A 13,792-nucleotide genomic window follows, 5' to 3' on the forward strand; every position below is an offset into this window, starting at 1 on the left:
GCCGAAGCTGGGCGGCAAAGGATCGCAGATCCTTTGCCGCCCAGCGTAGGGGCGGGGCCCCCATATCGGCGGAACGGGCCGGGGCCGCCCGAGAGCAGCACCGGCCTTCGACACCTTAGACGCGCGGCTTTTCGCGCATCTCGAAGGTCTCGATGATGTCACCTTCGTTGATGTCGTTGTACGAGCCAAGACCAATACCACACTCGAAGTCCGTGCGGACCTCGGTGGCGTCGTCCTTGAAGCGCTTGAGCGTCTCAACGGTGAGGTTGTCGCCGATGACCTTGCCATCGCGGCTGACGCGTGCCTTCGTGTTACGGCGGATGATGCCCGAGCGCACGATGGAACCGGCGATGTTTCCGAACTTGGAGGATCGGAAGACTTCGCGGACCTCGGCGGTACCGAGCTGGACTTCCTCGTACTCCGGCTTGAGCATGCCCTTGAGGGCCAGCTCGATGTCATCGATTGCCGAGTAGATGACGGAGTAGAAGCGCATGTCCACGCCTTCACGGTCGGCCAGTTCAGCCACGCGCTCTGCGGGCTTGACGTTGAAGCCGATGATGATGGCGTTGTCCACCGTGGCGAGGTTGACGTCGTTCTGCGTGATGGCACCCACACCGCGGTGGATGACGCGCAGTTGAACGTCTTCGTCGCCGACGTCGATCTTGAGCAGGGCGTCTTCGAGGGCTTCGACGGCACCGGAAACGTCACCCTTGAGGATGAGGTTGAGGGTGTCGATCTTGCCTTCGGCCACAGCCTTGTCGAAGTCCTCGAGGCTGATGCGCTTGCGGCGCTTGGCCAGTGCCGCGTTGCGGTCGGCTGCCTCGCGCTTTTCAGCGATCTGGCGGGCCGTACGCTCGTCGGAGGTCACCAGGAAGGTGTCGCCTGCACGCGGTACGTTCGAGAGGCCCAGGACCTGGACCGGACGGGACGGAAGCGCGACGTCGAGGGCGTTGCCGTCTTCGTCGAACATGGCACGGACGCGGCCGTGGGCCGTGCCGGCCACGATCGTGTCACCGACGGCCAGGGTACCGGACTGGACCAGGACGGTGGCCACGGAACCGCGGCCCTTGTCCAGGTTCGCTTCGATGGCAATGCCTCGAGCGTCCTTGTCCGGGTTGGCACGCAGGTCCAAAGCGGCGTCTGCGGTCAGCAGGACGGCGTCGATCAGTTCGTCGATGTTGATGTTCTGGCGGGCAGAAACCTCAACGAACATGGTGTCGCCACCGTATTCTTCAGGAACCAGGCCGTACTCGGTGAGCTGGCCCTTGACCTTGTCCGGGTTCGCGCCATCCTTGTCGATCTTGTTGACCGCGACGACGATCGGCACGTTGGCCGCTTGTGCGTGGTTGAGTGCTTCCACCGTCTGCGGCATGACGCCGTCGTCGGCTGCGACAACCAGGATGGCGATGTCGGTGACCTTGGCACCACGTGCACGCATGGCGGTGAACGCCTCGTGACCGGGGGTGTCAATGAAGGTGATGTCGCGCGGAGTGCCTTCGTGGACGTGGCTGATCTGGTAGGCACCGATGTGCTGCGTGATGCCGCCGTGTTCGCCGGCAACCACGTTGGTCTTCCGGATGGCGTCGAGCAGTCGGGTCTTACCGTGGTCAACGTGACCCATGACGGTGACAACCGGGGGACGCGGTTCGAGGACGTCGTCGCCTTCGGCTTCCAGTTCGGCATCGAGATCGATGTCGAACGAGTCGAGGAGCTCGCGCTCTTCGTCTTCCGGAGAGACAACCTGAACCTTGTAGCCGAGTTCGGCGCCGAGCAGGCCGAAGGTGTCTTCGTCCAGCGACTGGGTGGCCGTTGCCATTTCACCAAGGTGGAACAGCACGGTCACCAGTGCGGCGGGGTTTGCCTCGATCTTGTCGGCGAAGTCCGTGATGGACGAGCCTCGACGGAGGCGGACCACGGTGCTGCCGTCGCCGCGGGGTACGGATACGCCGCCCAGCGACGGAGCACTCATCTGCTCCAGTTCCTGACGCTTTGCACGCTTCGACTTGCGCTGCTTGCCGCGTCCTGCGCCACCCTTGCCGAAGGCACCTTGGGTACCGCCGCGTCCGCGGCCGCCCTTGCCGAAGCCACCGCCGGCGGGAGCTCCGCCACCGGTGCCTGCGCCAGGAGCGCCGCCCGGACGGCCGGGGCCGCCACCCGGACGGCCAGCGCCACCCGGACGGCCTGCGCCACCGGGAGCGGGACGCTCGGTGCGGTTGGGCATCATGCCCGGGCTGGGACGGTTTCCTGCGGGGCCACCTGCGGGACGCGGAGCGCCCGGACGGGGAGCACCGGGGCGCGGAGCACCCGGACGCGGACCACCGGAACCGGCTGCGGGGCGGGGACCGCCTGCGCCGGCCGCGGGACGCGGACCGCCGGGACGTTCGCCGTCAGTGCGGCCACCGGAACGCGGCATGCCCTGCGAAGTTGCGAAGGGGTTGTTGCCCGGACGGGGAGGACGCTCGCCGTCGCCGCGGCCGCGGGGCATGCCCTGCGAGGTCGCGAAGGGGTTGTTGCCCGGACGGGGGCCACCGGGCCGCGGAGCCTGGCTGCCCGGACGTGCCGGGGCAGGGGCTTCGGCCTTGGGGGCCGGACGGGCGCCCGGCTTGGCGGAAACAGGGCTTGCCGTTGCTGCGGGAGCCGCGGGCGCTGCCGGGGCGGGGGTTTCAGCCTTGGGGGCGGGAACCGGAGCCTTGGGTGCAGCGGGGCCGGGAGCCGGGCGGGATGCTGCGGGTGCAGCAGGCGCGGCGGGGGCTGCAGCGCGAGGTGCTGCCGGGGCAGCTGCCTTTGCAGCGCTGGCGCCGGGGTAGGCGTCGCGAAGCTTCTTCACGACCGGGGCCTCGATTGTCGACGAGGCGGAGCGAACGAATTCGCCCAATTCCTGCAGTTTTGTCACTGCATCTTTGGAAGTAATACCGAGCTCTTTGGCGAGCTCATGTACGCGGACCTTGGCCACATTTCTCCTGTCTCGGTCCGCACCGAGCCAGGCACGAACCGTCTAATTCTTACTGCGGGCCCCTGCCACGAACGCGGCGGATAGGCCCTGTGCAGAGCGCAACAAAATTGTCATCGTTGCGCACTCATCGCTGGGAACTCATCGGGTTTCCATCAGTTTTCTGACCCGCTTTCAGGTTTGGACGGTTTTCCTGCTTTCACGGGGGTGTCCGCAGGGGGTATGACTGCCGCCAGGTAGCTTTCGACGGCGGTGACTTCGCTTGCGCCCGCGAGGGCCCTCGAGAAAGCACGCCGTTTGCTTGCCAACGCCAGGCATGTGGTGCTGGGGTGCAGCCACGCACCCCGGCCAGCCATCCGGCGTCGTTCATCCACCAGGACGACGGGTGACCCGCCGCCTTCGGCGACAAGCCGGATCAACTCGCTCCGCTTGCCTTGTTTCCGGCATCCGATGCAGGTGCGCACAGGCTGGTGCCTGGTGTGAAGCAGTTCAGTCACTGGGTGTATCAACCTGCCTCAGTGTCTTTACCTGTCTTCTGCGGTTCTGCTTGGCCCGGCGCGGGCCCTTGCCTTGTCGGGATTGTTGCCCCCACAAGTCGCGAGCACGCCAAAGCGCACGGATACCGGGCATAGGCCCGGTTCCATCTATTCTAAGCCCCCGAGGGCCCGGCCACCGAATCCACGAGGTGCGTGGATCCGGGGCCGGGCACTGTTTGGGGTATTTAGTTGCCCTTGGCCGGAGTGGCGTCAGAGACGATGTCGATCCGCCAGCCGGTCAGCTTGGCTGCGAGGCGGGCGTTCTGGCCTTCCTTGCCGATGGCGAGGGACAGCTGGTAGTCGGGAACAACCACCCGGGCGGAGCGCGTGGCTTCGTCGGTGATAGTGACGGAATTCACGCGCGACGGCGAAAGGGAGTTGGCGATGAAGGTCGCCGGGTCTTCGCTGAAGTCGACAATGTCGATCTTTTCGTCGTTGAGCTCGGTCATGACGGCGCGCACGCGCGAGCCCATTTCACCAATGCACGCACCCTTGGCGTTGATGCCGGGGGTGTTGGCTTTGACGGCCATCTTGGTCCTGTGGCCGGCTTCGCGCGCCAAGGCCACGATCTCGACGGAACGGTCCGCGATCTCCGGGACCTCCAGTTCGAAAAGCTTCCGGACGAGGCCCGGGTGTGAACGCGAGAGTGTGATGGAGGGTCCTTTGGCGCCGCGGTGGACGTCCACCACAAACGCACGCAGCCGGTTGCCGTGGGTGTACTTCTCCCCCGGCACCTGCTCGGGCGGCGGCAGCAAGGCTTCCACGGAACCGAGGTTCACCTGGATCATGTGCGGGTTGTTGCCCTGCTGGATCAGGCCGGCGACGAGCTCACCTTCGCGGCCCTTGAATTCGCCGAGGACGTTGTCGTCCTCGACGTCGCGCAGGCGCTGCAGGATGATCTGCCGCGCGGTGCTCGCCGCAATGCGGCCGAATCCCGCAGGAGTGTCCTCGAACTCGCCGATGGCTTCGCCGTCGTCGTCGATTTCCGTGGCCCAAATGGTCACGTGCCCGCTCTTGCGGTCCAGCTCGGCACGGGCCTTCTCGAAAGCGCCCGGCGTCTTGTGGTAGGCCACCAGGAGCGCCTGCTCGATGGTGGGGATCAGGAGGTCCAGCGGGATTTCACGCTCACGCTCCAGGAGTCTCAGCGCACTCATGTCAATATCCATTAGGCCTCCTCGGAAGGTCCGTTGTACTCGTCTTCCAGCACGGCCTCGTTGAGGTGGCTGAACTCTATCTCGACTTTTCCTTGGCGGATCCTGTCGAAAGGAATCTTCACGGGTTCGCCCTGCTTGGGCTTCATGCCCTTCTTGACCTCTTGCTCGGGAACCAGAGTGACACCGTCGTCGTCGACGGACTGGATCCGGCCTGTCAGGTTCTCGCCCTGGATCACGTTGACCTTGACCATGCGTCCGCGGGCCCGGTGCCAGTGGCGGGGCTCGGTGAGGGGCCGGCCGACGCCGGGCGAGGAGACCTCGAGGTCGTAGGGGCGGCCATCCGTGCGGGGATCGTTGTCCAGGATGTCCGAAAGGGCCCTGGAGATTTCAGCGATGACGTCCAGGCTGACGCCCCCGGTCTCCTCCTGGGGCAGGTCGATGACCACGTGGACTACCCGGTGCGAACCGGCAACCTGGATGGCAACATCCTCAAGGTAGAGCCGGCTTGCCAGGACGGCAGGCTCCAGAAGCGCCTTCAGCCTGCTCTCCTCGGGGTTGCGGACCTCGTGTTGTGCCGGACTCGTCGGATCCGTTCCAGCCTGGTCTGTTGAAGTCGTGGCTTCCGAATGACTCACTGGCCAGCCGCCTCCCGATAGATGATGTTGTGACTACTAGCTTAACGACATTTACGGCGGCGTGGTGCACGGTGCTCCTCTGCGGGAGACGCAAGCGGTCCGTGGGCGTGACACCATAGTCTGTTGTGAACCACGAGACTGTTGAGAAACCACGGAGCCGGCGCTGGATGAAAGGCCTCCTCCTGGCTTTCCTCGCAGTCCTCGTCCTCGGAGTGGGCGCCGTCCTTGTCCCGCGGGACGCTGGAAAGCCGCAAGCGGTGCCGTTTTCCGAAACTGCGCGGTCCGCAGCACTGTCGTCGACCGAGGCGCTTTTGGCCAACGCATCGGCCCTGGAGAGCACCGACACTGTGATGTTGCTGACAATCCAGTCGCGGGCGCTGCTTCCTCTTCCCGGTGCGTCGCCCTCAATCACCCCCTCGGCTTCCCCCAGCCCCGGCGCCACCCAGGACCGCCCAACCCGGGCGGGCTTCGTCTCGGCGCTCACCTCGAGCGCGTCCCGTCGCTTGGCGGACGCGGCGGACGCCGACGGCGGCATGGCACGGCTGCTTGCCGCCGTCGGGACCGCCCAGCTGCTTGAGTCATCACGGTTGGCCGCGGCGTGGGGCTTGCCGGCGCCGGCGACCCCGGTCGAGGCGAGTTCCGCCCCGACCCCGCCGCCAACGTGCCCTGCATCGCCGGGTACGTCGACCACGGCGCCGACACCCGGAACAGCGCCCACCACGGCAGATTTGCCCGCCGCCCTGGCCGCCGTCGTCAGCTCCGAGCAGGAGTCGATCTATGCGTACCAAGTGGCCTTGACCAGGCTGGACGCGAAGGCTTCCGCGACGGCAGCCACCTGGTTGGCCCGCCATCAGGAGCTGCTCCGCGGAGCGGAAGCCCAGGGCCGGCTGCACTGCATCGCCACACCGCCGCGGGAGGCCGGCTATCGACTGCCAGCCACTTTCGCCGCCAAACCCGCCCTGGCGCTGGGGAGCATGGAGTCCAGCTCGCTGACGGCCTATGCCGACCTCGTGGCGTTGTCGGACGGCGGGACGCGTCAATGGGCCATCGACGGACTTGTCGACGCCGCGAACCGCAGCCAGGCCTGGGGAACTCCGGTTGGCCCGTTCGCGGGACTTTCCGTCGACAACGCGGCACTGCCGCCGCTGCCGTCAGGAGCTCCGTCTCCATAGGAAAGCCTTTCTTTGCTGGCGGCAGCCGTCCCCTGATGCTTGGCTTGTACCATGGCTTCCATCGAAACTTCAGCCCTGCATGAGAACGAACCACATGCCAACGATCTCGCCCACCGGCTCAACTGGCTTCGGGCCGGCGTCCTAGGCGCGAATGACGGAATCGTCTCCGTTGCCGCCATCGTGGTGGGCGTCGCCGGCGCCACCACGAGCACCGGCGCCATCCTCACCGCTGGAGCAGCCGGACTCGTGGGTGGCGCGGTGTCCATGGCACTCGGCGAGTACGTATCCGTCAGCAGCCAAAGCGACAGCCAGAAGGCGCTCATCGAGAAGGAACGCCGGGAGCTCGCCGAGGAACCCGAAGAAGAGCTGGCCGAACTGACTGCGATCTACGAGGCCAAGGGCCTGCGCCCTGAAACCGCGCGGAAAGTGGCCGTGGAATTGACGGAACACGATGCTTTGGCCGCCCACCTTTCCGCCGAATTGAACATCGACGAGGACGACATCGTGAGCCCGTGGCATGCGGCTTTCGCCTCCGCCGTTGCCTTCACCCTCGGCGCGGTGCTGCCCATGCTCGCGATCCTGCTCCCGCCCCCGGGCCTGCGTGTACCCCTGACCTTCATTTCCGTGCTGCTCGCGTTGGCCATCACGGGAGCCCTGGGGGCGTGGATCGGCGGCAGCTCGAAGACCCGCGCAGCGGTGCGCGTCGTCATCGGCGGAGCCCTTGCACTTGCCGCGACGTTCCTGATCGGAAGCCTGCTGGGCTCCTCCGGAGTGGTCTGAACCGCTCCCGGACCGGCTTGGGTAGGCTGACAGTGATGACTACCTTCGTTTCGATCCCTGGCGACCTCCAGGCACGCTACTCCCGCACAGCGGAGGGGCGCGCGTGGCTCTCAGGCCTGCCCGGGCTGATCGACGCGAGCCTGGAACGCTGGCAGCTGTCCGTTGACCTGGAACCCGGCGCGGAACCGTGGAATGGCCATGGCGGCATCGTCATTCCGGTCCTCTACGACGGCGCCCGTTCGGTGCTCAAGATCGCGTTCCCCCATGAGGAGGCCTTGGTTGAACGGCATGCCCTGGCCCTGTGGGGAGGCACCGGAGCCGTCAGGCTGCTCGACGCCGATGCCGCCTCCTGCGCGATGGTCCTGGAGCGGCTCGACGCCGTCAGCTGGCTGCAGGGCGCCCCGATGGATGATGCGCGCGACGTCTGGGGAACGCTCATGCGGGAACTCAGCATCGAGCCGGACGAGCGGTCCGAATGGAAAGAGTTTGAGCACATCGCGGCCCGGGCCGAACGCTGGAGCGATGAGTTGCCTGCGGATTGGGAGCACCTGGGCCAGCCCTTCCCCCGGTGGCTCCTCGAAGCCGCATTGGAGGTATGCCAAACACGGGGCGCTGTAGGTCGGCGCTCGGGCCGGGACGTCCTGGTGCATTGCGACCTGCATTTCATGAACATCCTCCCCCATCTCAACGGCTCCCCCGGTGGGGCCTTCAATGCGGCCGGATCCGTGGGCAAACGCGCCTACGTGGCGATCGATCCGCAGCCAATGATCGGCGAGGCGGAATTCGCCGTCGCCCCGATCTTGTGGAACCGCATCCGCGATCTCTCCAGGACGGCGCCGGAAGTCGCCCTCCTGGAGCGCTGCGCGGATTTCAGCAGCGCGGCCGGCTTGGACGGCGAAGCGGCCCGGGAATGGAGCCTGGTCCGCGAGGTCGAAAATGCCCTGTCGTATGCCGGCAAACCACGCCATGAAGGCGATCTGGCGCGCTCCTTGTGGGTGGCCAGCACCCTTGCGGGACGGCCGCTGGACGGGCTGCCCGCGGCGCACAATCTTCCGGAACCGGGACAGGCCGCCTCGAATTAGCGTCAGGCGTCCGCGGCTTCCCGCCGGCGATCGCTCCCGACGTCCGTCACGCTACTTGGCGAAGTCGTCGTTCCAGACATCCATGCCGAGTTTGATGATCAAGGCGCCGACGACGATCAGGAACACGATCCGCACAAATCCGCTGCCCTGTTTCACGGCGGTCCGGGCTCCCAGGTAGCCGCCGGCCATGTTCGACAGCCCGAGCACAGAGCCGACGCCCCACAGCAGCGATCCGTGCGGCAGGAAGAACAAGAGCGCTCCGGCGTTGGTGGCCATGTTGACGATCTTCGCTTTGGCACTGGCCTCGAGGAAGGCATAGCCCATGGCGGAGACAAGGGCGATCACCAGGAACGAGCCTGTTCCGGGACCTATCAGACCGTCGTAGAACCCGATCACGGCACCGATGGCGCACGCCACGACGTAGTGCGTGTGGCCGTCGTGACGCAGGGCCGTCAACTCACCTGCGTTGGGCCGCAGCGCGGTGAAGAGCGCGACGGCGATGAGGGCCACCACGATGATGGGTTTGAAGACACTCGAGGGAAGGTTGGCCGCCAGGACGGCTCCGCCGAAACTGCCCGCGAGGGCAATCACGGCCATGGGTATGGCCGTCTTGAGGTCGGGGCCAACCCGGCGGTAATAGGTGACCGCGCTCGTTGTCGTCCCGAAAATGGAGCCCATTTTGTTGGTGGCCAGCGCCTGGATCGGGGTGATCCCCGGAACCAGGAGCAAGGTGGGGAGCTGGATCAGTCCCCCTCCGCCCACCACGGCATCGATCCAGCCGGCTGCGAATCCAGCCACCACGATCATGACGAGCGTGGTGAGCTGGACCGACTCGAAGCCGGAGATCACTTCTGGCGTACGGCGTTGACCACGTAGTCGGCAGCCTTCTCGACTGCCACGTTCTCGGCATCTCCGGTGCGACGGTCCTTGATCTCCACGACGCCGTCCACCAGGCCGCGGCCGACCGCCACGATGGTGGGGACGCCCACGAGCTCGGCGTCGCCGAACTTCACGCCGGGGGAAACCTTGGGGCGGTCGTCGTAGATCACGTCGAGGCCGGCGGCTTCGAGTTCGGCGGAGAGCTTCTCCGCCGCCGCGAAGATTTCCTCGCCGCGTCCGACGGCGACCACGTGGACATCCGCGGGGGCCACGGAGCGCGGCCAGATCAAGCCGCGGTCGTCATTGTTTGCCTCGGCCAGGGCGGCCACGGCACGGGTCACGCCGACGCCGTACGAACCCATGGTGACCACAACCTGCTTGCCGTTCTGGTCGAGGACCTTCAGGTCGAGGGCCTCGGCGTACTTGCGGCCGAGTTGGAAGATGTGGCCCATTTCGATGCCCCGCGCGGTCTCCAAGGGACCTGAGCCGTCCGGGGCTTCGTCTCCCGCGCGGACCTCGGTGCATTCGATGACGCCGTCCCAGGCGAAGTCGCGCCCGGCGACGAGGCCGAAGACGTGCTTGCCGTCTTCGTTCGCTCCGGTGACCCAGCTGGTGCCCGGGACAACCCGGGGGTCGACCAGGAAGAGCAACTTGGACGTGCCTTCGCGCCCGAGAACGGCCTCCCCGAGGACCAGGCCGGGGCCGATGTAGCCCTTCACGAGTTCCGGGTTCTTCTTGAGGTCTTCCTCGTTGGCCGCTTCGAGGCCGATCTCGCCGGCAATGGGCAGGAATGAACCGATATTGGCTTCGACGCGCTTGAGGTCCACGCCGCGGTCTCCGGGGACGCCGATGACCACGATCTGGCGCTCACCGGTGGGCAGCGTGACGGCGAGGACCACATTCTTGAGGGTATCGGCGCCGGTCCAGGCGCCGCCGTCGGAATCGCTGCGGGGCGCGAGCTGGTTGGCGGCCGCCACCAGGGTTTCGATGGTGGGCGTGTCCGGGGTGTCTAGGACGCGTGCCGGAGGCGCGTTGCTGAAATCGATGTCGGGAGGAACCACGGTGGTCACGGCCTCGACGTTGGCTGCATAGCCGCCTGCCGAACGCACGAAGGTGTCCTCGCCGATCTCGGTGGGGTGCAGGAACTCCTCGCTCTTGGATCCGCCCATGGCGCCTGCCGTGGCGGCGACGGGGATGACCTCAAGGCCGAGGCGCTCGAAGATTTTCAGGTACGCGGCGCGGTGGGCCGCGTAGCTCGCGTCCAGGCCGGCGTCGTCGACGTCGAAGGAGTAGGAATCCTTCATGATGAATTCGCGGCCGCGGAGGAGGCCCGCGCGGGGACGCGCTTCGTCGCGGTACTTGTTCTGGATCTGGTAAAGGCTCAGCGGCAGGTCCTTGTACGAGGAGTACAGGTCCTTGACCAGGAGGGTGAACATTTCCTCGTGGGTGGGGGCGAGAAGGTAGTCGGCACCCTTGCGGTCCTGGAGGCGGAACAGCCCCTCGCCGTATTCGGTCCAGCGGTTGGTTGCCTCATAGGGTTCCCGGGGCAGAAGTGCCGGGAAGTGGACTTCCTGGGCGCCGATGGCAGCCATTTCCTCGCGGATGATTTGCTCGACCTTGCGCAGCACACTCAATCCCAAAGGCAGCCACGTGTAGATGCCCGGGGCGGCACGGCGGATGTAGCCCGCGCGGACCAGGAGCTTGTGGCTTGCGACTTCGGCGTCGACGGGATCTTCACGCAGGGTGCGCAGGAACAGCTGGGAGAGGCGAAGGACCACGGGGCAGAATCCGTTTCTATGGCAAGAGCTGGCAAAAACTACTGTGTACCAATCTACCGGCTTGCGGCCGGGCCACTCGCCCGGCACCTCCGCAGGCTCCCCCCAGAACGCAGATGAGCCACGCCATGGTCGTTGGAAGCCCCTGGCCGCAAGCGGCTGGTCATCCTGCCATGGCGTGGCTCAGCGGCCAACGGGCCGCACGCGCTGTCCTGAAGGGCTAGTCAACCTTCCCCAGGGCAACCAGCCTGCGTTTCCTCTCTGAAACCGCCCGCGCCCCAGCGACACGGCTGGTTCTGAATTTATGTGATGATGAACACTTTTTTCAAGGGTTTGGACTTATCAATATTGGAATGGGCGGCTTGCGTACTGCCGCCCTCCTTCGGGGCCGCAGGCTTCGTAGTGAGGCAGCCCATTTCGCGGAGATCGCCGGGAGTCTCCTACCGGGGGAATCCCTCCAGCCAGTCGCCGCGGCAGAGTGGGCAACTCCCAGGTCGACACAATCAACCTCGCTGAACCCACCAGCCGGACGGACAACCGAACTGACCGCTGGACGACGGCCAGGGACCCCACAATGCCGAATACCGGTCACGATGGAGATCCACAAGCACCGACAACGGGATAACTTTGCAAGGTGCCCTCTCCGATCGGCGTCCGGACTGAGTTTCCTCGGTTGTCCTGAGTGACAGCCTCACGTGGTCAAATGACCTTTCCCTCTAAGACTCAAGGGCCGTATCTGCGACCGCTGTTGTCAGAAGTGCGGGCTCCTTGCCGATACCCTTCTTTATGGCACGAATCTTTATGGTTTCATTTTCTCCGTAAGGCGTAAGCGTCCAATAACTACCATTGTCAGTCACGCTGCGCTTTCGAACGCTTCGCTGGATAAGCCCGGTGGCTTTGAGCTGCACAAGAATCGTTCCGAGATCTTCATTGTCGATCTTCACTTTAGTCGGATAATATTCGGCAGATTCATCCCACTTAACTTTTTCTTTCTTTAAATGTTCATGAATCAGCCCCTCAAGGGTCAAACGCTTAGAAACTATGAGCCATTCATGAATAGCTTCCCTTAATTCTTCTTGCTCGACCTCACTTAGCAGTTGCGGCCCTACTGCACCCAGGATTTCGTTCCACGTGGTAGGCACATGCGCCCAAAAGTCACTGTCGATATCATTGCCCTTCGGGCCGTGATAGAGATATTCGGTCAAGGTCGGGAGGACAAACAGGTCTTCGCCTTGAGAGAGTTTCTCAGTGCCGGCAGGAGCCGAACTCTTCAGGGATTCCAGTTGCCTCTTCAAATCCTCAATCTCCGAATGCGCCTCTGCTAGGGCGACTATAGATTCTGTGGAAGTGGCGCGGTCAGCACGTATCCACCCGGGAGATGGGTAAAGCCGCGTGAATCTGTTGAAGCTGAGGGCGACTTGCCCGGCTAGGCCTTCCGTCGATGTCCAGTACCTGACATGTTTAGAGCCTTGGACGTTTTTCCTGAAGGCTGACAATCGCTTCCGCTTATCAGGGTCTATTTCCGCAGACGTTACTGGCATAGCATCGGGGTCACCATGTAGAAATGCCATGACCGGCTTCTTCTGAGCTACGGCATAATTGAATTCCATTTCTGTATAGCTTAGGTTCTCATCGGGGTCTATCGATCCGTATTTGCCTCCGATTACCAGAAGGTAATAGTCCGACTCGTCGATGACCCTCTTTATTAGAGTCCATGCATCATCATCCGCGGCCGGAAAAAGCTCCATACCAGAGGGAAATGCATCACATTCCAGCAAAGCTGCCGTTACCGCCTGTCGGTGCTCCACCAGATCAAGGAACGTCGAGCTAACAAATACTTGAAACCTTCGTTGGTCAGATGTCATAACCAAAGGTTTAGCATGCCGCCCATGGCCTTAAAGGCGCAGACGCGCGAAGCGCACGGCTTTACTTGATTTAGCGCCACCCTCGAGGTTCTCATGGTTGACGCCAGCTGGGTCCTGGCCTACCTTTTATTCATCACCTGATGAATAAATTATCCCGGAGGCGACGATGTCCCACAGTGCACCAGGAAGCAATGCGCCGGGCATGCCTCCGGCGGTCAAAGCGGAAGGCCTGCACGTCACTCGCGGCCATAAGAAGATCCTGCGCGGCGTGGACTTCGCCATGGAGACCGGGTGGATCACGGGCCTGCTCGGACCCTCCGGGAGCGGCAAGACAACCCTCATGCGCTGCATCGTAGGGGTCCAGCGACTCACCGCCGGCAGCGTGGAAGTATTGGGCCGTCCTGCCGGTACGCCGTCCTTGCGGCACGACGTCGGATACGTCACCCAGGCACCGAGCGTCTACACGGATCTCAGCGTCGAAGCGAACGTCAGGTATTTCGGAGCCATGCACGGCGTCTCGGCGGCCGACACCGCGGAGGCGATTACCGCCGTCGGGCTCGAATCACTGGCACGGCGGAAGACGGCAGACCTCTCCGGTGGTGAATTCAGCCGGGTCTCGCTCGCCTGCGCCCTCGTCTCGCGTCCCAAGCTGCTGATCCTCGACGAACCGACGGTCGGCTTGGATCCCGTCCTGCGTGCCGAGCTGTGGGAACGGTTTGCCGCCATGGCGGCAGCGGGCACCACCTTGCTGGTGTCCAGCCATGTCATGGAAGAGGCCTCGCACTGTTCCTCGCTGCTCCTGCTCCGCGACGGCTTGCTACTCGCGCAGCTCAGTCCGGCGGAACTCAGCGAGCGGGGCCACAGCAACGACCTGGAACAGGCCTTCCTGCACATCATCCAGGAAACAAGCGGTGCCTCGAACCGCCGGAATGCCAATGAAAGCCAGGTGGCGTCATGAATCCAC

11 protein-coding genes are annotated in these 13,792 nt (G+C 64.6%); 4 read left to right on the plus strand and 7 right to left on the minus strand.

Annotated features, from left to right (window positions below):
• Positions 1 to 115: 115 nt before the first annotated feature.
• The 4 genes from infB to rimP form a co-directional block, all read right to left on the minus strand.
• Complete coding sequence (gene infB / locus ACSBOX_RS13820; RefSeq protein ID WP_442542954.1) at positions 116 to 2,953, minus strand: translation initiation factor IF-2; 2,838 nt, start codon at positions 2,951 to 2,953, stop codon at positions 116 to 118.
• 152 nt (positions 2,954 to 3,105) lie between these two features.
• On the minus strand, positions 3,106 to 3,447 hold the full coding sequence (locus tag ACSBOX_RS13825) for a YlxR family protein (protein WP_171983387.1): 342 nt from the start codon (positions 3,445 to 3,447) through the stop codon (positions 3,106 to 3,108).
• Between the two features lie 224 nt (positions 3,448 to 3,671).
• Positions 3,672 to 4,652: a transcription termination factor NusA gene (gene nusA, locus ACSBOX_RS13830; RefSeq protein ID WP_078105700.1), complete on the minus strand. Its 981-nt coding sequence runs from the start codon at positions 4,650 to 4,652 to the stop codon at positions 3,672 to 3,674.
• Complete coding sequence (rimP, locus tag ACSBOX_RS13835; protein WP_078105701.1) at positions 4,652 to 5,275, minus strand: ribosome maturation factor RimP; 624 nt, start codon at positions 5,273 to 5,275, stop codon at positions 4,652 to 4,654. Before rimP ends, nusA begins: the two co-directional genes overlap by 1 nt.
• Before the next feature lie 167 nt (positions 5,276 to 5,442).
• Here rimP and ACSBOX_RS13840 point away from each other — a divergent pair, with 167 nt between their 5' ends.
• From ACSBOX_RS13840 to ACSBOX_RS13850, 3 genes are read left to right on the plus strand one after another with little or no spacing between them, the layout of a single operon-like run.
• Positions 5,443 to 6,447 (plus strand): DUF4439 domain-containing protein, encoded by a 1,005-nt coding sequence (locus ACSBOX_RS13840; RefSeq protein ID WP_442542955.1) that lies wholly within the window; start codon positions 5,443 to 5,445, stop codon positions 6,445 to 6,447.
• 51 nt (positions 6,448 to 6,498) lie between these two features.
• A complete protein-coding gene (locus ACSBOX_RS13845) occupies positions 6,499 to 7,227 on the plus strand; it encodes a VIT1/CCC1 transporter family protein (protein ID WP_442542956.1) in 729 nt (242 codons plus the stop codon).
• 35 nt (positions 7,228 to 7,262) lie between these two features.
• Entirely contained in the window at positions 7,263 to 8,309 is a 1,047-nt protein-coding gene (locus tag ACSBOX_RS13850) for an aminoglycoside phosphotransferase family protein (RefSeq protein ID WP_442542957.1), read from the plus strand.
• Positions 8,310 to 8,360: 51 nt separating this feature from the next.
• On the opposite strand, the gene ACSBOX_RS13855 is transcribed toward ACSBOX_RS13850, so the two are convergent.
• The 3 genes from ACSBOX_RS13855 to ACSBOX_RS13865 all read right to left on the minus strand — a co-directional run bounded on the left by ACSBOX_RS13855 (position 8,361) and on the right by ACSBOX_RS13865 (position 12,828).
• Entirely contained in the window at positions 8,361 to 9,158 is a 798-nt protein-coding gene (locus tag ACSBOX_RS13855; RefSeq protein ID WP_442542958.1) for a sulfite exporter TauE/SafE family protein, read from the minus strand.
• The gene (locus tag ACSBOX_RS13860; protein ID WP_442542959.1) at positions 9,155 to 10,966 is read right to left on the minus strand and encodes a proline--tRNA ligase; all 1,812 of its coding nucleotides are present in this window, start codon (positions 10,964 to 10,966) and stop codon (positions 9,155 to 9,157) included. The genes ACSBOX_RS13855 and ACSBOX_RS13860 overlap by 4 nt, the downstream gene beginning before the upstream one ends.
• 713 nt (positions 10,967 to 11,679) lie before the next feature.
• Positions 11,680 to 12,828, minus strand: coding sequence for a DUF4062 domain-containing protein (locus ACSBOX_RS13865; RefSeq protein WP_442542960.1), 1,149 nt, complete (start codon positions 12,826 to 12,828; stop codon positions 11,680 to 11,682).
• Between the two features lie 166 nt (positions 12,829 to 12,994).
• Here ACSBOX_RS13865 and ACSBOX_RS13870 point away from each other — a divergent pair, with 166 nt between their 5' ends.
• On the plus strand, positions 12,995 to 13,786 hold the full coding sequence (locus tag ACSBOX_RS13870) for an ABC transporter ATP-binding protein (RefSeq protein WP_442542961.1): 792 nt from the start codon (positions 12,995 to 12,997) through the stop codon (positions 13,784 to 13,786).
• The last annotated feature ends 6 nt before the right edge of the window (positions 13,787 to 13,792 follow it).

The sequence above is a fragment of the Arthrobacter sp. KN11-1C genome (genome assembly GCF_052180225.1).
Classification (GTDB): Bacteria; Actinomycetota; Actinomycetes; order Actinomycetales; family Micrococcaceae; genus Arthrobacter.

Excerpts from the sequence above, each read along its gene's own strand:
- nusA (WP_078105700.1), bottom strand. The coding sequence starts at position 4,652 with ATGGATATTGACATGAGTGCGCTGAGACTCCTGGAGCGTGAGCGTGAA.
- ACSBOX_RS13840 (WP_442542955.1), top strand. The coding sequence starts at position 5,443 with ATGAAAGGCCTCCTCCTGGCTTTCCTCGCAGTCCTCGTCCTCGGAGTG.
- ACSBOX_RS13845 (WP_442542956.1), top strand. The coding sequence starts at position 6,499 with ATGGCTTCCATCGAAACTTCAGCCCTGCATGAGAACGAACCACATGCC.
- ACSBOX_RS13850 (WP_442542957.1), top strand. The coding sequence starts at position 7,263 with ATGACTACCTTCGTTTCGATCCCTGGCGACCTCCAGGCACGCTACTCC.
- ACSBOX_RS13865 (WP_442542960.1), bottom strand. The coding sequence starts at position 12,828 with ATGACATCTGACCAACGAAGGTTTCAAGTATTTGTTAGCTCGACGTTC.
- ACSBOX_RS13870 (WP_442542961.1), top strand. The coding sequence starts at position 12,995 with ATGTCCCACAGTGCACCAGGAAGCAATGCGCCGGGCATGCCTCCGGCG.